Genomic DNA, 19,668 nt, shown 5'->3' with positions numbered 1-19,668 from the left:
GCCCCGTTAATCTGGCGAGAACTGGGACACAGGGATCGCCGAATCAATGACGACCACCATCACCACCCTGCACGTCGACGATACCGGGCCGCTGGCCGATGCGATCGTCGACACGCTGGTCCACCGGATCGGCAAGGATGCCGCCAATGCCCGCCGCCACGACTGGCTGGCCGCGACCATCCTGACCGTGCGCAACGACATCATCGAGCGCTGGATGGCCTCCACCCGCGAAGCGCATGCGGCGGGCGCCAAGCGCGTCTATTATCTCAGCCTGGAATTCCTGATTGGGCGGCTGCTGCGCGACGCGCTGTCCAATCTGGGGGTGATGGCGCAGGTCGCGGGCGCGCTCCAGTCGCTGGGCGTCGACCTGGCCGATCTGGAGGAGATGGAACCCGACGCCGCACTGGGCAATGGCGGCCTGGGACGGCTGGCGGCGTGCTTCATGGAAAGCCTCGCCAGCCTCGACCTGCCCGCCTATGGCTATGGCATCCGCTATGTGAACGGCATGTTCCGCCAGCGGATCGACGATGGCTGGCAGGTCGAGCTGCCCGAGACCTGGCTGAGCCACGGCAACCCCTGGGAGTTCGAACGTCGCGAGAGCGCCTATTTCGTCGGCTTCGGCGGCGAGGTGGTGGGCACCGAGACGGGCGCGGTCCACTGGAAGCCGGGCGAGGCGATCGAGGCGATCGCGGTCGACACCCCCGTCGTCGGCTGGCGCGGCAAGCGGGTCAACACGCTGCGGCTATGGACCGCGCAGGCGATCGACCCCATCCGGCTCGATCGGTTCAACGCGGGCGACTATACCGGCGCACTGGCGGGACAGGTGGCGGCGGAGACGCTGGTCCGCATCCTCTACCCCTCGGACAGCTCGCCCGCCGGCCAGGAGCTGCGGCTGCGGCAGGAATATTTCTTCTCCTCCGCCTCGATCCAGGACATCGTCCGGCGGCATATCCAGTATTTCCACGACATCCGCACCCTGCCCGACAAGGCGGCGATCCAGCTGAACGACACCCATCCGGCGGTGTCGGTCGCGGAGCTGATGCGGCTGCTGGTCGATCATCACGACCTGGGATTCGAACAGGCGTGGGACATCACCCGCCGCACCTTCGGCTATACCAACCACACGCTGCTGCCCGAGGCGCTGGAAAGCTGGCCGCTGCATCTGTTCGAGCGGCTGCTGCCGCGCCACATGCAGCTGATCTATGCGATCAACGCCAAGCTGCTGCGCGAGGCGCGGGCGATGGAAGGCGTGGACGACCGCGCCATCGCCGCGATCAGCCTGATCGACGAGAGCGGCGAGCGCCGGGTGCGCATGGCGAACCTGGCCTTTGCGGGCAGCCACAGCGTCAACGGCGTCGCCGCGCTGCATACCGAGTTGATGAAGAAGACGGTCTTCGCCGACCTCCACCACCTCTATCCGACGCGGATCAACAACAAGACCAACGGCATCACCCCGCGCCGCTGGTTGCAGCAATGCAACCCGCAACTGACCGCGCTGATCCGCGAGGCGATCGGGCCAGGCTTCGAGGATGACGCGGAAAAACTGATAGCGCTCACGGAATTTGCGGACGACGCGAATTTCAGGGAACGGTTTCTCGCCATCAAACGTTCCAACAAGGTGGGGCTGGCAAATTATCTCAAAGAGTCGACCGGGTTGCGCGTGGACCCCGATGCGCTCTTCGACGTCCAGATCAAACGCATTCACGAATATAAGCGCCAGCTGCTGAACATCATCGAGACGGTAGCGCTCTATGACCAGATCCGCAGCCATCCGGAGCGCGACTGGACCCCGCGCGTGAAGCTGTTCGCGGGCAAGGCGGCGTCGAGCTATCACAATGCCAAGCTGGTCATCAAACTGGCCAACGACGTCGCCCGCCGGATCAATTCGGACCCCAGCGTCGGCCATCTGCTGAAGGTCGGCTTCGTGCCCAACTACAATGTCAGCCTGGCCGAGAAGATCATCCCGGCCGCCGACCTGTCCGAGCAGATTTCGACCGCGGGCATGGAAGCGTCGGGCACCGGCAACATGAAGTTCGCGCTCAACGGCGCGCTGACCATCGGCACGCTCGACGGCGCCAATGTCGAGATCAAGGAGCATGTCGGCGACGATCATATCGTCATCTTCGGCCTGACCGCCGACGAGGTCGCCGCCAAGCGCCGCGACGGTTACAATCCGCGCGAGGTGATCGAGAACAGCCCGGAACTGCGCCAGGCCGTCTCCGCCATCGCCTCGGGCGTGTTCTCGCCCGACGATCCTGGCCGTTATGCCGGACTGATGGGCGGGCTGTATGATGGCGACTGGTTCATGGTCGCCGCCGATTTCGATGCCTATGCCGCCGCGCAGCGCCAGGTCGATGCCCGCTGGCAGGACCAGACGGGCTGGGCGACCTCGGCCATCCACAATGTCGCGAAAGTCGGATGGTTCTCCTCCGATCGCACCATCCGGCAATATGCCGAGGAAATCTGGAACGTGATGTGAAGCCACCCCGTGCCGCTCTGGAAGCCCTGATCGAGGGCCGCAACGCCGATCCCTTCGCGTTGCTGGGACCTCATCAGGGACCGGGCGGCACGTTCCTTCGCGCCGTGGTGCCGGGGGCGGAACGGGTGACCGCCTTCGATCTGGCGGGCAACCGGTTGGGCGAACTGAAGCAGGTCGACGCGCGCGGGCTGTTCGAGGGCGCGGTGACGGGCGAGCCGCAGCCGGTCAGATATTGCGCCAGCGGACACGGCGCGGAATGGTGGATCACCGATCCCTACAGCTTCGGCCCGGTGCTGGGGCCGCTCGACGATTTCCTGATGGGCGAAGGCAATCACTTCCGCCTCTATGACAAGATGGGCGCGCATCTGATCGAGCATCAGGGCGTGGCGGGCGTGCATTTCGCGGTCTGGGCCCCCAATGCCGAGCGGGTGGCGGTGGTCGGCGACTTCAATGACTGGAACCCCGGCCGCCATGTCATGCGCCGCCGCCTGGATGTCGGCGTCTGGGAAATCTTCATCCCCGATATCGGCGAGGGGCGCGCCTACAAGTTCGCGATCCACGGGCCCCACGGCGCCGAACAGCCGATGAAGGCCGACCCCTTCGCCTTCGCCGCCGAACTCCGCCCGAAGACCGCCTCGATCACCACCGCCCCGCCCGAGCATCGCTGGCAGGACAAGGAGCATCGCGAGCATTGGGCCGGCGTCGATCCGCGCCGCGTGCCGATCAGCATCTATGAGGTTCATGCCGGGTCGTGGGACCGTGACGAGAATGGCTGGTATCTGAGCTGGGACGCGCTGGCCGACCGGCTGATCCCCTATGTGGTCGAGATGGGGTTCACCCATATCGAATTCCTGCCCATTTCCGAACATCCCTACGACCCCAGCTGGGGCTATCAGACGACCGGCCTCTACGCCCCCTCGGCGCGGTTCGGCGATGTGGAGGGGTTTTCGCGCTTCGTCGACGGCGCGCACCGGGCCGGGATCGGCGTGATCCTCGACTGGGTGCCTGCGCACTTCCCCACCGACGCGCACGGTCTGTCGCATTTCGACGGCACCGCGCTCTACGAGCATGAGGACCCGCGCCAGGGTTTCCACCCCGACTGGAACACCGCCATCTATAATTTCGGGCGGCGCGAGGTGGCGAGCTTCCTGGTCAACAACGCGCTGTTCTGGCCCGAGCGTTACCATATCGACGGCCTGCGCGTGGATGCCGTCGCCTCGATGCTGTACCGCGATTACAGCCGCAAGGATGGCGAATGGGTACCCAACGAACAGGGCGGGCGCGAGAATTGGGAAGCGGTCGAGTTTCTCCGCCAGGTCAACCGCCAGGTGTACGGCCAGCATCCCGGCGTCTTCACCGTCGCCGAGGAATCCACCGCCTGGCCCGGCGTCTCCGCCCCCGCGCATGACGGCGGGCTGGGCTTCGGGTTCAAGTGGAACATGGGCTTCATGCACGACACGCTCCAATATATGGCGCGCGAGCCGGTGCATCGGCGGCACCATCATGGCGAGATCCTGTTCGGGCTGCATTACGCATTCGACGAGAATTTCGTCCTGCCGCTCAGCCATGACGAAGTGGTGCACGGCAAGGGCAGTCTGCTGACCAAGATGGCGGGCGACGACTGGCAGAAATTCGCCAATCTGCGCGCCTATTACGCCTTCATGTGGGGCTATCCCGGCAAGAAGCTGCTGTTCATGGGCCAGGAATTCGCCCAGCGCGAGGAATGGTCGGAGGCGCGCGCGCTCGACTGGCATCTGCGGACCAGCCATGCGCATGAGGGCGTCCGCTCGCTGGTCCGCGACCTCAACCATCTCTACCGCGAGACGCCCGCGCTCCACGCCCGCGATTGCGAGCCCGAGGGGTTCGAATGGCTGGTCGCCGACGACAGTGCGCATTCGGTCTTCGCCTGGCTGCGCAAGGCGCCGGGCGAGAAGCCGGTCGCGGTTGTCGCCAACATGACCCCGGTCGCCCGCGCGCCCTATCGCCTGCCGCTGCCGCATGACGGCCGCTGGACCGAGGTGCTGAACTCCGACGCGGCCCAATATTGGGGATCGGGGCTGGGCAATATGGGGGGCGTGGATGCCAGCGACGGCGCGGCCTGGATCACCCTGCCGCCGCTCGCCACCGTCATCCTGCGGTTCGACGGATGATCCAGATTTAGACCTTTTCACGAATATCAACGCGTGGCCGGCGCGTTGCGATACGGACAGAAGAATGGGAGACGGACGATGGACCTGAGGCGCGGACAACCGCTGGCGCGCGATGCCATGGCCTATGTGCTGGCGGGCGGCCGCGGCAGTCGCCTGATGGAGATGACCGATACCCGCGCCAAGCCCGCCGTCTATTTCGGCGGCAAGGCGCGGATCATCGACTTCGCCTTGTCCAACGCGATCAATTCCGGCATCCGCCGCATCGGCGTCGCGACCCAGTACAAGGCGCACTCGCTGATCCGCCATCTCCAGCGCGGCTGGAACTTCCTGCGCGACGAACGCAACGAGAGCTTCGACATCCTGCCCGCCAGCCAGCGGATCAGCGAATTCCAATGGTATGAGGGCACCGCCGACGCGGTGTTCCAGAATATCGACATCATCGAGAGCTATGCGCCCGAATTCATGGTTATCCTGGCGGGCGACCATGTCTACAAGATGGACTATGAGCTGATGCTCCAGCAGCATTGCGACAGTGGCACCGACGTCACCGTCGCCTGTCTGGAGGTGACGCGGACCGAGGCGAGCGCCTTTGGCGTGATGCATGTCGACGAGAGCGACCGCATCGTCGATTTCGTCGAAAAGCCCGCCGATCCGCCCTCCATCCCCGGCAATCCGGACGTGTCGCTGGCGTCGCTGGGCATCTATGTCTTCCGCACCGCCTTCCTGTTCGAACAGCTGCGCCGCGATGCCGAGACGCCGGGGTCGAGCCGCGACTTCGGCAAAGACATCATCCCCTATCTGGTGGCGCACGGCAAAGCCCAGGCGCACCGTTTCTCCGCCTCCTGCGTGCGCTCCAGCGACGAGCCCGGCGCCTATTGGCGCGATGTCGGCACGGTCGACGCCTATTGGGAGGCCAGCCTCGACCTGACCGACGTGGTGCCGCAGCTCGACCTGTACGACCGCAGCTGGCCGCTCTGGACCTATGCCGAGATCACGCCCCCCGCCAAGTTCGTCCATGACATCGACGGACGGCGCGGATCGGCGGTGGCCAGCCTGGTCGCGGGCGACTGCATCGTGTCGGGGTCGTCGATCCACCGCTCGCTGCTGTCGACGGGCGTGCGCACGCACAGCTTCGCGATGCTGGACGAGGCGGTGGTCCTGCCCTTCTGCCATATCGGGCGCGGCGCGCGGCTGCGGCGGGTGATCCTGGATCGCGGCGTCAGGATTCCCGACGGGCTGGTGGTCGGCGACGATCCGGTGCTCGACGGACAGCGTTTCCGGCGCACCGACAAGGGCATCTGCCTCATCACCCAGCCGATGATCGACCGTCTGGCCAACTGAAAGTCCCCATGACCCTCTCTGTCCTGTCGGTCGCCTCGGAAGCGTTCCCGCTCATCAAGACCGGCGGCCTCGCCGATGTCGTGGGGGCGCTGCCCGAGGCGCTCAGCCCCCACGACATCGCCGTCACCACGCTGATCCCCGGCTTTCCCAAGGTCATGCGCGCGATCGGCGACGCACCGCGCGTGCATCACTTCCCGCACATCATCGGCACCGAGGCCTGGCTGCGCGAGGCCAGGCTCGGCGAGCACCGGCTGCTCGTCATCGACGCGCCCCATCTCTATGAGCGCGAGGGGCTTCCCTATGTCGATACCGACGGCCATGACTGGCACGACAATTGGCGGCGTTTCGCGGTGCTGGCGCGGGCGGGCGCCGACCTCGCCTCGGGCGCGGTGCCGGGCTATGACTTCGACCTGCTCCATGCGCATGACTGGCAGGCGGCGCTGGCCCCGGCCTTTCTCCATTATGCCCCCGGCCCCGGCAAGGTCGCCAAGAGCATCGTCACCATCCACAATATCGCCTTTCAGGGCTCGTTCGCGGCGCACCACTTCCCCGATCTGGGCCTGCCGCCTTATGCGTGGAGCGTCGACGGCGTCGAATATTACGGCCAGATCGGCTATCTGAAGGCGGGACTGCGCACCGCCGATGCGATCACCACGGTCAGCCCGACCTACGCCGAGGAAATCCACCGGCCGCAATATGGCATGGGGCTGGAAGGGCTGATCGCCGCCCGCGCCGAATGCGTCAGCGGGATCGTCAACGGTATCGACCCCGCCATCTGGAGCCCGAAAGCCGACGCCGCGCTGCCCGCCCCCTTCACCGTCGACACGCTGGACGATCGCACCGCCAACAAGCGCGCGGTCGAGGAGCAGTTCGGGCTGGAGCGGGATGACGGCCCGATCTTCACCGTCATCAGCCGCCTGACCTGGCAAAAGGGCATGGACCTGCTGGTCGAGGTCATCGACGATCTGGTCGCGATGGGCGGACGGCTGGTCGTGCTGGGCACCGGCGACCCGGCGCTGGAGATCGCCTTCGCCACCGCCGCGCTGCGCCATTCCGGCCGCGTCTCGGTGCGCATCGGTTATGACGAACCGGTCTCGCATCTGCTGCAAGGGGGATGCGACGCGATCATCATCCCCTCTCGCTTCGAACCGTGCGGACTGACCCAGCTTTACGGCCTGGCCTATGGCTGCGTGCCCGTGGTCGCGCGGACCGGCGGGCTGGCCGACACGATCATCGACGCCAACGAGGCCGCGCTGGCCGCGGGTGTGGCGACGGGCCTTCAGTTCGACGACATGACCCCCGACAATATCGTCGCGGCGCTGCGTCGCACAATGAGACTCTATGCCGATCAAGACCAATGGCGTACCATTCAGGTGAATGGCATGAATGCCGATTATAGCTGGCACCATAGCGGCCGCCACTATGCCGAACTCTACCGATCCGTCTTGGGGGACCAATGATCAAGACCGTCGCGACTCAGCCCTATCTCGACCAGAAGCCGGGCACCTCGGGCCTGCGCAAGAAGGTGCGGGTGTTCCAGCAACCCCATTACGCCGAGAATTTCGTCCAGTCGGTCTTCGACGCGCTGGGCGATGAGAAGACCGGCCAGACGCTGGTCATCGGCGGCGACGGCCGCTTCCTGAACCGCGAGGTCATCCAGGTGGCGATCCGCATGGCCGCAGCGAACGGCTTTGCCCGCGTCGTGGTCGGCCAGGGCGGCATCCTGTCGACCCCGGCGGCCAGCAACGTGATCCGCCAGCGCAAGGCCCTGGGCGGCCTGGTCCTGTCGGCCAGCCACAATCCGGGCGGGCCGGACGAGGATTTCGGCATCAAGTACAATATCTCCAATGGCGGCCCCGCCCCGGAGAAGGTGACCGACGCGATCCACGCCAACACCAAGGCGATCAGCCGCTGGCTGACCGTCGAGGCGGCGGACATCGATCTCGACACGCTAGGCGAGGTGACGGTCGGCGACATGACGGTCGAGGTGATCGACTCGGTCGCCGATTATGCCGCGCTGATGGAGAGCCTGTTCGACTTCGCCGCGATCCAAAAGGCGGTCGAGGGCGGCTTCACCATGTCGTTCGACGCGATGAGCGCGGTCACCGGCCCCTATGCGACCGAGATCCTGGAAAAGCGGCTGGGCTTCGCGCCCGGCACCGTGCGCAACGGCACGCCGCTCCCCGATTTCGGCGGGCATCATCCCGACCCCAATCTGGTCCATGCCAAGGAATTGTACGACCGGATGATGGCGGCGGACGCGCCCGATTTCGGCGCAGCCTCGGACGGGGACGGCGACCGCAATCTCATCATCGGGCGCGGGCGCTTCATCACGCCCTCGGACAGCCTGGCGATGCTGGCGGCGAACGCGCATCTGGCGCCTGCCTATGCCGGTGGGCTGAAGGGCATCGCCCGCTCGATGCCGACCAGCGCCGCCGCCGACCGGGTGGCCGAGAAGCTGGGCATCCCGGCCTATGAGACGCCGACGGGGTGGAAATTCTTCGGCAACCTGCTCGATGCGGGGATGGCGACCATCTGTGGCGAGGAGAGCGCGGGCACCGGTTCGGACCATGTGCGCGAGAAGGATGGGCTGTGGGCGGTGCTGCTCTGGCTCAACATCCTCGCCGCCTCGGGCAAGTCGGTCGACCAGATCGCGCGCGATCACTGGGCGACCTATGGCCGCAACTATTATGCGCGCCACGACTATGAGGGCGTCGAGAGCGAGCGCGCCGATGCGCTGATGGCCGATCTGCGCGCCAAGCTGGCGACCCTGCCGGGCGAAAGTTTCGCCGAGCTGACGGTCGAGACGGCGGACGACTTCGCCTATACCGACCCGACCGACCAGTCGGTCAGCCGCAACCAGGGCATTCGCGTGCTGTTCGAGGGTGGCAGCCGCGTGGTGTTCCGCCTGTCGGGCACCGGCACCAGCGGTGCGACCTTGCGCGTCTATCTGGAGCGTTACTCGGCCGACGAACTCGACCGCGAGACGCCCGAGATGCTCGCCGACATCATCGCCGCGGCGGACGAGATCGCCGGCATCACCCAGCATACCGGCCGCACCGAACCCGATGTGGTGACGTGATCCCACCTTCTTCCTCCCCTGCAAGGGGAGGTGGCAGTCCGCAGGACTGACGAAGGGGTGTCACCATCAGCGGGGACACCCCTCCACCACCGCTTCGCGGCGGTCCCCCTCCCCTTGCAGGGGAGGAATTGCCATGCTGCCGCCATGACGAATCAGCCTGCCCTCCCCCTCGGCGCGACGCCGGTCCCCGGCGGCACCCGCTTCGCCGTCCGCTCGACCGCCGATCGGGTGGAATTGTGCCTGTTCGACGGCGGGCCGGAACGCCGCATCGCCATGACCCGCGAGGGCGATGTCTGGAGCGCCACCGTTCCCGGCCGCGACCATCTCTACGGCTATCGCGCGCATGGCGGGTACGACCCGGCGCGCAACCTGTGGTTCGACCCCGCCAAGCTGCTGGTCGACCCATATGCGCTCGAACTCGACCGCCCCTTCATCCAGTCCCCGCGCCTTGCCCGATATGGCGAGGACACCGCCGACATCGTCCCCCGCGCCCGCGTCGTCGCCCCGCTGACCGAGTCCCCCGCCCCGCCGCTCTTTCGACCGGGCGGGGCTGATCTATGAGCTGAACGTACGCGGCTTCTCGATGCGCCATCCCGCCATTCCGCCGGAACAGCGCGGCACGCTGGCGGCGCTCGCGCATCCGGCGGTGCTCGATCACCTGCGCAAGCTGGGCGTGGCGGCGGTCGAACTGATGCCGATCACCGCCGCGATCGACGAGCGCCATCTGCCGCCGCTCGGCCTGCGCAATGGCTGGGGCTATAATCCGGTCGTGCCGATGGCGCTTTGTCCGGAGCGGGTGCCGGGCGGCGTCGCCGAACTGGTCGCCACCATCGCCGCGCTGCGACAGGCGGGGATCGGCGTCATCCTCGACCTCGTCTTCAACCATATGGGCGAGAGCGACGTGCAGGGCGGCACCCTGTCCTTCCGGGGGCTCGATCCGGACGTCTATGCCCGGACGGCGGACGGCACGCTCATCAACGATGCGGGGACCGGCAACACGCTCGACGCCAGCCGCCCCAGCGTCCGCGCGACGATTCTCGACAGCCTGCGCCATTTCGCGCGGGCCGGGGTCGACGGCTTCCGCTTCGATCTCGCCCCCGTGCTGGCGCGCGGGCCGGGCTTCGATCCGAACGCCCCCATCTTCGCCGAGATCGCCGCCGATCCCCTATTACCGACCCGCGTGATGATCGCCGAGCCGTGGGACATCGGCCCCGGCGGCTATCAGCTAGGCGCTTTCCCCGAGCATTGGCTGGAGTGGAACGACCGCTACCGCGACCAGGTGCGCCGCTTCTGGCGCGGCGACGGACGCAGCGGCGACCTGGCGACGCGGGTGGCGGGATCGGCCGACATATTCACCGGCGCGGCCAGCCGCTCGGTCAATTTCGTCGCGGCGCATGACGGCTTCACCCTGGCCGACATGGTTGCCTATGCCGGGCGGCACAATCAGGCCAATGGCGAGGACAATCGCGACGGGCATGGCGACGAGGTGTCGTGGAACCATGGCGTCGAGGGGCCGAGCGACGATCCCGCCATCCGCACCGCCCGCATCCGCTCGGTCCGCGCGCTGCTCGCCACGCTGTTCCTGTCGCGCGGCACCCCGATGCTGACCGCCGGGGACGAGTTCGGGCGCAGCCAAGGCGGCAACAACAATGGCTATGCGCAGGACAATGACACGACCTGGCTCGACTGGGCGAACCGGGACGAGGCGCTGGAGGAGTTCGTCGCACGGCTAAGCGCCTTTCGCCGCGCGCTGCCGCTCGATGCGACCGGCTGGCTGGCGGGGGCCGAGTGGCGCCATCTGGCCGGTGCCCCGATGACGCCCGAGGATTGGGACCGGGGCGATGGCTTCGCGCTCCACCTGCCCATAAGCGAGGAAAGCCTGATCCTGCGCTTCGACCGCCGCCACGGCGTCTCCGCCATCCGGGGCCTGCTGCTGGAAAGCTAGGGCGTCGCCATCGGTCCCATCAGATTATGGTTCAGATGCCCCATGATCCAGATCGACCCCAGCAGCACCAGCGCCACGATCAGCACCCCGAACAACAGCGCCAGCACATTGTTGCTGTTGTCGGGCCCGGTGGTGATGTGGAGGAAGAACACCAGATGCACCCCCATCTGCCCGATCGCCAGCGCGACCAGCGCGGCGGGGACCGCCGGGCCCCAGACGATGTCGAACTGCACCAATGCGAAGGACGCCGCCGTCAGGATCGCCGCCGCGACCAGCCCGATCGCATAGCTGCGCACACCGCCGACGATCGAGTCGCGCTCGCCATCCACGCCCGGCGCGGTTTCGTCGCGCGCCATTTCCTCGTCGGGCCGCTCGCTCATCCGCGCACTCCCATCAGATAGACCATGGTGAACAACGCCACCCAGATGATGTCGAGCGCGTGCCAGAACAGGCTGAAGCACAGGATGCGGCGCAATATGTCCTCGCGAAACCCCTTGGCCCAAGCCTGCGCCATCATCGTCGTCAGCCAGAGCAGGCCAAGCGTGACGTGCAACCCATGACAGCCGACCAGCGCGAAGAACGCCGACAGGAAGGCGCTGCGCCCCGGTCCCGCCCCCTCGCCGATCAGGTGGAGGAACTCATAGGCCTCCAGTGCGAGGAAGGCGGCGCCCAGCAAGGCGGTCACCGCCATGGCGATCTGGAACCAGCGCATGTTGCGCGCCATCGTGCCCACGCCCGCAAGCCCGCAGGCGAAGCTGGACAGGAGGAGCAGCACCGTCTCGGCCTCGACCAGCTTCAGCTCGAACAGGTCCTTGCCCGAGGGGCCGCCCGCCGTCGCGTCCACCAGCACCGCATAGGCGGCGAAGAAACAGGCGAACAAGATGAAGTCCGACAGCAGGAAGATCCAGAAGCCATAGGACACCACGATCCGCTTAGGGGCCGGACCGTCGGGATTGGGCTCGGCGGCGCGGCCCAGCTTGTTGGGATCATGGGCCTTGGCGGTCTGGCTCATGACAGCGCCTCTTCGGGCAGGTCGAGCAGCGTCGCCTTGCTCCGGCGGCGCGCCTGGTCGAGCCGCTCGACCTCGTCGACCGGGATTTCATATTCGGCCTTGTCGCGCCACGCGAAGACGATGAACGTCCCCCAGGCCCCGAAGAAGCCCAGGATCACCAGCCACCAGATATGCCAGATCAGGGCAAATCCCATGGCGGTGGCGAAGAAGGCGCTGACGATTCCGGTGGGCGAGTTGCGCGGCATCTCGATCGGTTCGTAATCGGGGCGGTCGGACAAGGCGCGGTTCTCCCGTGCCTTTGCCTTGATGCCCCAATAGGCCTCCTCGCCCTTCACATCGGGCAGCACCGCGAAGTTGAAGGACGGGGGCGGCGAGCTGGTGATCCATTCCAGCGTGCGGCCGTCCCAGGGGTCGCCGCTCTCGTCGATGCGGGTCTCGCGCGTCCGGATCGAGACATAGAGCATCATGACCTGGCACGCGATCCCGCCCAGGATCAGCAGCGCGCCGACCCCGGCCACCAGCAGCCAGGGATGCCAGCCGGGCACGTCATAATGCTGCATCCGCCGCGTCATGCCCATCAGCCCCAGCACATAGAGCGGCATGAAGGCGACATAGAAGCCGCTGATCCACAACCAGAAAGCGCGCTTGCCCCAGCGCTCGTCCAAGGTGAATCCGAACATCTTGGGGAACCAGAAAGTGAAGCCCGCAAAGGCCCCGAACAGCACGCCGCCGATGATGACGTTATGGAAATGCGCGACCAGGAACAGCGAGTTGTGCAGGACGAAATCGGCCGGGGGCACGGCCAGCATCACCCCGGTCATGCCGCCGATCACGAAGGTCACGATGAACCCGATCGACCACAGCATCATCGAGGTATAGCGGATGCGCCCGCCATACATGGTGAACAGCCAGTTGAAGACCTTCACCCCCGTCGGCACCGCGATAATCATCGTGGTGATGCCGAAAAAGCCGTTCACATCGGCGCCCGCCCCCATGGTGAAGAAATGGTGCAGCCAGACCATGAAGGACAGGATGCAGATCACCATGGTCGCGATGACCATCGAGCGATAGCCGAACAAAGGCTTGGACGAGAAGGTCGAGATGATCTCGGAAAACACGCCAAACGCAGGCAGGATCAGGATATAGACTTCCGGATGGCCCCAGGCCCAGATGAGGTTGACGAACATCATCTGGTTACCCCCTGCCTCGGGCGTGAAGAAGTGGAAGCCGAGATAACGGTCGAGGATCAGCATCGCCAGCACGGCAGTCAGCACCGGAAAGGCCGCGACGATCAGCAGGTTGGACGCCAGCGAGGTCCAGGTGAACATCGGCATCCGGCTATAGCCCATGCCCGGCGCGCGCATCTTCAGGATGGTGGTGACGAGGTTCACGCCGGACAGCAGCGTCCCCATCCCGGATATCTGCAGCGCCCACAGATAATAATCGACGCCGACACCGGGCGAGAAGCGCAGCTCGGACAGCGGCGGATAGACCAGCCAGCCGGTTTTGGCGAACTCGCCGATGACCAGGCTCATATTGATCAGCAGCGCGCCGCTGCACGTCAGCCAGAAGCTGACCGAATTGAGCGTCGGAAAGGCCACGTCGCGTACGCCGAGCTGCAACGGCACGACGAAGTTCATCAGCCCGATCATGAACGGCATCGCCACGAAGAAGATCATGATCGTGCCATGCGCCGAGAAGATCTGGTCGTAATGGTCGGGCGGCAGATAGCCCTCATTGCCGTATGCGATCGCCTGTTGCGACCGCATCAGCAGCGCGTCGGAAAAGCCGCGCAACAGCATCACGCCCGCCAGCAGGCAGTACATCACGCCGATCCGCTTATGGTCGACGCTGGTGATCCACTCGCTCCACAGATAGGGCAGAGCCCCGCGCCGCCAGACCCAGATGAAGACGCCCAAGAGGACCGCGCCGATCACCCCGGCCGACACCAGCGGCAGCGGTTCGTGAAACGGGATCGAATCCCAGCCCAGCTTGCCGGTAAGGCTCATTGCTCGCGCCCATCCTCGGCCCGGTCGCCCTCGGGCGCGCCGTTGCGCATCACGATCTGGTCGTAGAGGCCCGGTTGAAGCCGGGGATAGCTGGCGGGGCGGACATTGCGGCTGGGATGCGCCATCGCCACGAACTCGTTCCAGTCGAGCGTCTTGCCCTGCCCCGCCCTGGCGGTCGCGACGAAGCGGTCGAACGCCGCCTGCGGCACCGCATCGACGAAGAAGTCCATATCGGCAAAGCCCTCCCCGCTATAATGCGCCGACAGCCCACGATACCGCCCCGCCTTGTCGGCGCGCAGGTGAAGCGTCGAGTCCATCCCCGACATGGCGTAGATCTGGCTGCCCAGTTGCGGCACGAAGAAGCTGTTCATGACGCCCGCCGAGGTGATGCGGAACTTCACCGGCGTACCGACCGGCACGACCAGCCGGTTGATCGTGGCGATCCCCTGTTCAGGATAGAGGAACAGCCATTTCCAGTCGGTCGCGACGACCTCGACCGTCATCGGCCTTGCCCGGGAGGCGATCAGCCTGGGCGGGTCGAGATCGTGGCTGCCGATCCATGCGATGCCGCCCAGGAACATGATGGCCAGCGCCGGGATCGACCAGACCAGCAATTCCAGCCGCCCCGAATAAGCCCATTCGGGCAAATGCTTGGCCCGTGCGTTGCCCGCCCGAAACCACCAGCCAAAGGCGAAGGCCAGCACGATGACCGGCACGACGATGGCCAGCATCACCGCCAGCGCATTGAAGAAGATGCTGCGCTCACCCGCCGCGATGGGCCCTGCCGGGTTCAATATGCCCGGCTCGCAGGCGGTCAGGACAGCGCACAGGCCAAGGCACGCAAAACGCGCGGAAAATTTGGCGAGGCGCGGATCGCGGAGCATTCAGACGGTGAACGGCGGCCTCATGCTTTCGTTCCGCACCCGCATGGTCAGGCCGCGAGTCGTCGCCCCTCGTCGTCACCGCTGTCATTGGCGGACCGCTCCGTCCGGCGCGGGCGCGCCGCCCGGCTCGCGGACATTTGCCGCCCCCAGCGGCGGAAGACCGGCCAGCGCGCCAACATCGAGGAGGACAGGACCGTGGCCATGGTCAGTTCGGCCAGCCCGCCCCATTCGATCGTCGAGACGATCATCACCAGATCGCCCATCGACCCCGCCGCCGCGCCGAGCATACGGATCTCGTCGATCTCGAACCAGATGGCGAATCCGATCAGCGCCACCCCGAGCGCGATCGTCGCCCAATGCCCCGGCCGGACCCGATTCAATTGCCGCGCCGGGGCCTCGACCAGCAGGCGCGCCAGCCAGCGGCTTATCGGCAAGGTCGGGCAACAGCGCAGCAGAATCGTCAGCCCCAGAAGCAACAGCGCGGTCGTCTCCACGATCATCCCCCTTCGATCCCCCCGGCCGCCTCCACGCCCCTTTGCGGGGATGGTGGAATCGGTTTTCGCGACCGTCCCACTATGGAGACGAAACGGCGATTTACCAGAGGCGTGACGGCGGCGCCCGCTCGCGTCTATGCTCGTGCCATGACCCTGCGCAGCGCCCTGTTCCTTCCCGCCTCCAATCCCCGCGCCATCGCCAAGGCGCGGACGCTCGACAGCGATGCGGTGATCCTCGACCTGGAGGATGCGGTCGCCCCCGATGCCAAGGCGGCCGGGCGCGAGGCGGCGGTGACCGCGGTGCGCGAGGGAGGCTTTGGGGACAGGCCATTGGTGGTGCGGACCAACGGGCTCGACACCCGCTGGGCGGCGGACGATCTCGCCGCGCTCGCCGCCGTGCGTCCGGCGGCGGTGCTGATCCCGAAGGTCGATGACGTTCCGACCCTGGCACGGGCGCGGGCGGCGCTGGGGCCGGGCGTGCCGCTCTGGGCGATGATCGAGACGTGCCGGGGCATCCTGTCGCTGGGCGCGATCACGCAGGCCGCGCGCGAGGTCGGGCTGACCGCGCTGGTGGCGGGCACCAACGATCTCGCCAAGGAGATGCGCCTGCCCGCGCCGCCGCCGCCCGAGGCATTGCTGCCGTTGCGAGTGCAGATCGTCGTGGCGGCCCGCGCGGGCGGGATGATCGCGCTCGACGGGGTGTGCAACGCGCTCGATGCGCCCGAACGGCTGGCGGCGGAATGCGCCGAGGGGCGGCGGCTGGGGTTTGACGGCAAGACGCTGATCCACCCCAACCAGATCGACGCCGCCCATCGCGGCTTCGGCCCCGACGAGGCTGAGATCGCCTGGGCCCGGCGGATCGTCACCGCCTTTGCCGAGCCCGGCCAGGCGACGCTGGGCGCGATCCGACTGGACGGACAGATGGTCGAGCGGCTCCATCTGATCGAGGCGGAGCGGATATTGGCGCTGGCGGGCGTGGTGTAGCGACTATCTCCGCCTTCCCCGTGCCGGGGAGGATTACGGCAGATCGACATTTACTATTGCTTCTTCTTCCCCTCTCCCCTGGACAGGGGAGAGGGTTAGCGAAGCTTGCCAGCCTGCTGGCTAGCGCAGCTTGGGTGAGGGGTTGAGCGAGCCCAAAGGCTCGCGCGCTCGCTTCGCGAGCGCCCACCCCTCACCCAGCTCCGACTAAGCCTTTGCTTTCGCAAAGACCAAGTCTGCGCAACCCTCTCCCCTCTGCGAGGGGCGAGGGAAGGAAAGGTGTCGCCGAATGTCGATCGGCCCTAGGGGACGCTGGCCTCGCGCTTGCGGTCGGCATTGGCGGCGCGATTCTCACGGACGCGCTGGGCAAAGCAGCCCGTCGCGCCGCCCGCGCCGACCGCCGAGCAGCTGCCGATGCTGTTGACGCCGACGCCTTCGTTGGTGGTGCCGGTCGCGCGAACCGCCCAGCTTTCATTCTCGGGCGTCACCTGGAGCTCGCGAAGCTCCTTGGGCACGCGGAACTGTTCCTGCGCACTGCGGCGGACGCAGACGACGATCTCGTTGCCGTTATTGTCGGTGGGGCAGCGTTCGTTGCCGAACAGGGTCAGCACGCCGTTGATCGGCGCGTTGCGCGACACCTCGCCCGGCGCCTGGGCGGGCTTGGGCTTGACCGCACCGGGCGCGGCGACCGGTTGGACCGGAGCCTGCTGGATCGGAATCGGCTGGATTGGGGTCTGCCGGACGGGGGCCTGCTGGGCCGCGACCGGGCTCGCCGCCGCGATCACGCCCAGCCCCGCCAGCATCGCCCTGCGCCACGTCCGCTCGACCATATCCTCTCTCCCGCTCACCCCGTGTCAGATCCGCTTGGCCGCCGCGATCGCGACCTTGCAGCCCGCCCGGATCAATCCGTACAGCACCGGATAGGCGATCGCCTCCTCCGCGCCCGCGCCCAGCGCATGGTCGCGATGCTCCAGTTCCTCGGCCTGGAAATCGGCGATCGCCTCGGACAATTCGGGGTCGCTGTCGCCCAGCTGGTCGAGCTGGTCCTGATAATGTTTGTCGATCTCGGTCTCGACCGCCGCCGTGCACGCCATCGCCGCCTTCGGCCCGATCGCCGCCGTGATCGCGCCCAGCGCGAATCCCGCCTTGTCCCAGAAGGGCTGGAACAGCGTCGGGCGCACCCGGCGTTCGGCGATCATCCGGTCGAAAAAGGCGCGGTGGCGCTCCTCCTGCTCGGCCATGTGGTGGATGGCGCGGGCAAAGGGATGCCGGTCGCCCAGCACCGCCAGCTGCCCCGCATAGATGCGGGTCGCGCCATATTCCCCGGCCTGGTCCACCCGGACCATCGCCTTCATCGGTTCGCGCCGGTCGCCCGGCATCCAGCGAAGCTGGCTCATCGCGCCTTCCTCATCAACATCAGGATCGCCGCCGCGCCGCCCAGCGAGAAGATCGCGTTGAACCCGGCCAGCGAAATGCCGCCCAGCGTCCATTGCGCCACGTCGCAGCGGATGACCGGCGCATGCATGATCGCATTCAACCGGTCGGTCGCGCTCAATCCGTTCAAATCCACCGTCGAGGTGCAGGCGGTGAAGCCCTGCCACCAGCCATATTCGACCCCGGCATGCGCGACACCGATCGCCCCCGACACCGCGATCAACAACGCGGCAAGGATGACAAGCGATCCCCGGATGCTGCGCTGGGGCACGACAAAGGCGAGCAGCGCGGGCACCAGCGCGGCATAATGCGGCCAGCGCTGCCAATGGCACATCTCGCACGGATACAGCCCGCCGATCAGCTGGCTGCCCCACGCCCCCGCCAGCAAGGCGGCGGGCAGCAGCAGCGCGATCCAGTTGGCGCGGCGTTCATTGCGGGTACGCGGGGTCGTCATGTCACTTCACCGGCGGCTTGGTGGCGGCGGCGACCTGCGCGGCCCCGCCCAGTCGCGCGATGGTCTTCAGCGCATAATAGAGCTGGAAGTCCTCGACCCCCTGCTTCTTGAGCGCATCGGGGGTCATCGCGAAGCGCGGATCGGTCTTGGTATCCTCTTCCAGGATCGCATTGTCGGCCTTCACCTCGTTGATCAGGTGACGGCGCAGATCGGCCTCGCGGAAGACGGGCCGCGTCTTGTAATCGGGATCGGAAATCTGCGGCACCTTGATGTCCGGCTCGATCCCGCCCTCCTGCACCGACCGACCCGAAGGGGTGTAGTAGCGCGCGGTGGTCAGGCGCAGCGCGGTTTCGGGGCCGAGCGGCAACAGCGTCTGGACCGATCCCTTGCCGAAGCTGCGCTCGCCCATCACCAGCGCGCGGTGATGATCCTGAAGCGCGCCCGCGACGATCTCGGAGGCCGAGGCGGTGCCCGAATTGGTCAGGACGATCACGGGCAGGCCATGCGCGTCGTCGCCGGGCTTGGCATAATAGCGTTCGATGTCCGACTTCTCGCGGCCGCGCTGCGACACGATCTCGCCATGGTCCAGGAAGGCGTCGCTGACCGCGATCGCCTGGGTCAGCAGGCCGCCGCCATTGTCGCGCAGGTCGACGACATAGCCCAGCGGCCGGTGGCCCAGCGCCTTGTCGATCGCCATGATCGCGGCGCGCGTGTCGGCGCCGGTGTTTTCGGAGAAGGTGTTGATGTTGATATAGCCGACATCGCCCTTCACCTCCCACTTGACCGGGCGCTGGACGATGACCTCGCGGGTCAGGGTCAGCTCGATCGGCTTGTCGCGGCCGGGGCGGACGATGGTCAGCCTGATCTTGGTGCCGGGCTTGCCGCGCATCTGGCCGATCGCCTCGTCCAGCGACTGGCCATAGACCAGCTTGCCGTCGATATGGGTGATATAGTCGCCTGACTTGACGCCTGCGCGGCCCGCCGGGGTATCCTCTTGCGGCGCGATGACCTTGATCGCGCCGTCCTCCATCGAGACGGTCAGGCCCAGCCCGCCATAATTGCCCTCGGTCTGGATCTTGAGATTGTCGAAATCCAGCGCGTCGACATAGCTGCTATGCGGATCGAGCGCGGCCAGCATCCCCTGGATCGCGCCCTTGATCAGCGTGTCGTCATCGACCTTGTCGACATAATCGGCCTTGATCCGGTTATAGACGTCGAGGAACCGGTCGAACTGCCGCACGGTGGAGCTGTCGACCGCCGCCATCGCGGAGGTCGTGATCGGCACCATGGCCAGCGCGCCGACAATGGCAGTAGCAGTCAGAAGCGGACGTTTCGGCAGCAAACGGGGCATCGAGGGTCCTGGACCAGAAAAGCGGACCGCCTGTGTAGCGGGAAGCCGTTGC

The 19,668-nt window shown here is 66.7% G+C and carries 15 protein-coding genes and 1 pseudogene; 7 read left to right on the top strand and 9 right to left on the bottom strand.

Features of this window, described 5'->3' with window-relative positions; genetic code table 11:
* The first annotated feature begins 46 nt into the window (after positions 1–46).
* From QE363_RS04930 to glgX, 6 genes and pseudogenes are all read left to right on the top strand, one after another.
* Positions 47–2,479 carry a glycogen/starch/alpha-glucan phosphorylase gene (locus QE363_RS04930; protein ID WP_309692579.1) on the top strand — a complete coding sequence of 811 codons (2,433 nt, stop codon included), beginning with the start codon at positions 47–49 and terminating at the stop codon, positions 2,477–2,479.
* Complete coding sequence (gene glgB, locus QE363_RS04925; RefSeq protein ID WP_309692577.1) at positions 2,476–4,629, top strand: 1,4-alpha-glucan branching protein GlgB; 2,154 nt, start codon at positions 2,476–2,478, stop codon at positions 4,627–4,629. Before QE363_RS04930 ends, glgB begins: the two co-directional genes overlap by 4 nt.
* 78 nt (positions 4,630–4,707) lie before the next feature.
* Positions 4,708–5,970 (top strand): glucose-1-phosphate adenylyltransferase, encoded by a 1,263-nt coding sequence (glgC, locus tag QE363_RS04920; protein ID WP_309692574.1) that lies wholly within the window; start codon positions 4,708–4,710, stop codon positions 5,968–5,970.
* Between the two features lie 8 nt (positions 5,971–5,978).
* The gene (gene glgA / locus QE363_RS04915; protein ID WP_309692572.1) at positions 5,979–7,430 is read left to right on the top strand and encodes a glycogen synthase GlgA; all 1,452 of its coding nucleotides are present in this window, start codon (positions 5,979–5,981) and stop codon (positions 7,428–7,430) included.
* Complete coding sequence (locus tag QE363_RS04910) at positions 7,427–9,052, top strand: alpha-D-glucose phosphate-specific phosphoglucomutase (protein ID WP_309692569.1); 1,626 nt, start codon at positions 7,427–7,429, stop codon at positions 9,050–9,052. Before glgA ends, QE363_RS04910 begins: the two co-directional genes overlap by 4 nt.
* Positions 9,053–9,196: 144 nt before the next feature.
* A pseudogene (gene glgX, locus QE363_RS04905) lies at positions 9,197–10,997 on the top strand (glycogen debranching protein GlgX).
* Here the strand turns inward: glgX and cyoD are convergent.
* Genes cyoD through QE363_RS04880 form a run of 5 tightly spaced genes read right to left on the bottom strand, consistent with a single transcriptional unit; the run spans position 10,994 to position 15,402 of the window.
* Positions 10,994–11,377 carry a cytochrome o ubiquinol oxidase subunit IV gene (gene cyoD / locus QE363_RS04900; protein WP_309692566.1) on the bottom strand — a complete coding sequence of 128 codons (384 nt, stop codon included), beginning with the start codon at positions 11,375–11,377 and terminating at the stop codon, positions 10,994–10,996. The pseudogene glgX and the gene cyoD sit on opposite strands and share 4 nt — an antisense overlap.
* Positions 11,374–12,009, bottom strand: coding sequence for a cytochrome (ubi)quinol oxidase subunit III (locus QE363_RS04895; protein ID WP_309692562.1), 636 nt, complete (start codon positions 12,007–12,009; stop codon positions 11,374–11,376). The genes cyoD and QE363_RS04895 overlap by 4 nt, the downstream gene beginning before the upstream one ends.
* The gene (cyoB, locus tag QE363_RS04890) at positions 12,006–14,018 is read right to left on the bottom strand and encodes a cytochrome o ubiquinol oxidase subunit I (protein ID WP_309692560.1); all 2,013 of its coding nucleotides are present in this window, start codon (positions 14,016–14,018) and stop codon (positions 12,006–12,008) included. Before cyoB ends, QE363_RS04895 begins: the two co-directional genes overlap by 4 nt.
* Entirely contained in the window at positions 14,015–14,902 is an 888-nt protein-coding gene (gene cyoA / locus QE363_RS04885; protein ID WP_309692557.1) for a ubiquinol oxidase subunit II, read from the bottom strand. Before cyoA ends, cyoB begins: the two co-directional genes overlap by 4 nt.
* Before the next feature lie 47 nt (positions 14,903–14,949).
* Complete coding sequence (locus QE363_RS04880) at positions 14,950–15,402, bottom strand: hypothetical protein (RefSeq protein WP_309692554.1); 453 nt, start codon at positions 15,400–15,402, stop codon at positions 14,950–14,952.
* 141 nt (positions 15,403–15,543) lie between these two features.
* Here QE363_RS04880 and QE363_RS04875 point away from each other — a divergent pair, with 141 nt between their 5' ends.
* Positions 15,544–16,380 carry a CoA ester lyase gene (locus tag QE363_RS04875; RefSeq protein WP_309692552.1) on the top strand — a complete coding sequence of 279 codons (837 nt, stop codon included), beginning with the start codon at positions 15,544–15,546 and terminating at the stop codon, positions 16,378–16,380.
* A 299-nt stretch (positions 16,381–16,679) separates the two neighbouring features.
* On the opposite strand, the gene QE363_RS04870 is transcribed toward QE363_RS04875, so the two are convergent.
* From QE363_RS04870 to QE363_RS04855, 4 genes are read right to left on the bottom strand one after another with little or no spacing between them, the layout of a single operon-like run.
* Positions 16,680–17,207 carry a hypothetical protein gene (locus QE363_RS04870; RefSeq protein WP_309692549.1) on the bottom strand — a complete coding sequence of 176 codons (528 nt, stop codon included), beginning with the start codon at positions 17,205–17,207 and terminating at the stop codon, positions 16,680–16,682.
* Positions 17,208–17,231: 24 nt separating this feature from the next.
* Positions 17,232–17,774 carry a demethoxyubiquinone hydroxylase family protein gene (locus QE363_RS04865; RefSeq protein ID WP_307102782.1) on the bottom strand — a complete coding sequence of 181 codons (543 nt, stop codon included), beginning with the start codon at positions 17,772–17,774 and terminating at the stop codon, positions 17,232–17,234.
* Positions 17,771–18,265, bottom strand: a complete 495-nt coding sequence (locus QE363_RS04860; protein ID WP_309692545.1) for a disulfide bond formation protein B — start codon at positions 18,263–18,265, stop codon at positions 17,771–17,773. Before QE363_RS04860 ends, QE363_RS04865 begins: the two co-directional genes overlap by 4 nt.
* A 1-nt stretch (position 18,266) precedes the next feature.
* Complete coding sequence (locus tag QE363_RS04855; protein WP_309692542.1) at positions 18,267–19,616, bottom strand: S41 family peptidase; 1,350 nt, start codon at positions 19,614–19,616, stop codon at positions 18,267–18,269.
* Positions 19,617–19,668: the final 52 nt, after the last annotated feature.

It is taken from the genome of Sphingomonas sp. SORGH_AS_0870, from assembly GCF_031453175.1.
In the GTDB taxonomy this organism is placed as follows: Bacteria; Pseudomonadota; Alphaproteobacteria; order Sphingomonadales; family Sphingomonadaceae; genus Sphingomonas.
The sequence above is the reverse complement of the archived record's forward strand: the minus strand, read 5'-3'. Positions and strand labels throughout refer to the sequence as shown.

Coding starts and splice junctions, on each gene's coding strand:
- QE363_RS04865 (WP_307102782.1), bottom strand. CDS start 17,774: ATGAGCCAGCTTCGCTGGATGCCGGGCGACCGGCGCGAACCGATGAAG.
- glgC (WP_309692574.1), top strand. CDS start 4,708: ATGGACCTGAGGCGCGGACAACCGCTGGCGCGCGATGCCATGGCCTAT.
- QE363_RS04870 (WP_309692549.1), bottom strand. CDS start 17,207: ATGGTCGAGCGGACGTGGCGCAGGGCGATGCTGGCGGGGCTGGGCGTG.
- QE363_RS04860 (WP_309692545.1), bottom strand. CDS start 18,265: ATGACGACCCCGCGTACCCGCAATGAACGCCGCGCCAACTGGATCGCG.
- QE363_RS04910 (WP_309692569.1), top strand. CDS start 7,427: ATGATCAAGACCGTCGCGACTCAGCCCTATCTCGACCAGAAGCCGGGC.
- cyoD (WP_309692566.1), bottom strand. CDS start 11,377: ATGAGCGAGCGGCCCGACGAGGAAATGGCGCGCGACGAAACCGCGCCG.
- QE363_RS04875 (WP_309692552.1), top strand. CDS start 15,544: ATGACCCTGCGCAGCGCCCTGTTCCTTCCCGCCTCCAATCCCCGCGCC.
- QE363_RS04855 (WP_309692542.1), bottom strand. CDS start 19,616: ATGCCCCGTTTGCTGCCGAAACGTCCGCTTCTGACTGCTACTGCCATT.
- cyoB (WP_309692560.1), bottom strand. CDS start 14,018: ATGAGCCTTACCGGCAAGCTGGGCTGGGATTCGATCCCGTTTCACGAA.
- QE363_RS04930 (WP_309692579.1), top strand. CDS start 47: ATGACGACCACCATCACCACCCTGCACGTCGACGATACCGGGCCGCTG.
- glgA (WP_309692572.1), top strand. CDS start 5,979: ATGACCCTCTCTGTCCTGTCGGTCGCCTCGGAAGCGTTCCCGCTCATC.
- QE363_RS04895 (WP_309692562.1), bottom strand. CDS start 12,009: ATGAGCCAGACCGCCAAGGCCCATGATCCCAACAAGCTGGGCCGCGCC.
- QE363_RS04880 (WP_309692554.1), bottom strand. CDS start 15,402: ATGATCGTGGAGACGACCGCGCTGTTGCTTCTGGGGCTGACGATTCTG.
- cyoA (WP_309692557.1), bottom strand. CDS start 14,902: ATGCTCCGCGATCCGCGCCTCGCCAAATTTTCCGCGCGTTTTGCGTGC.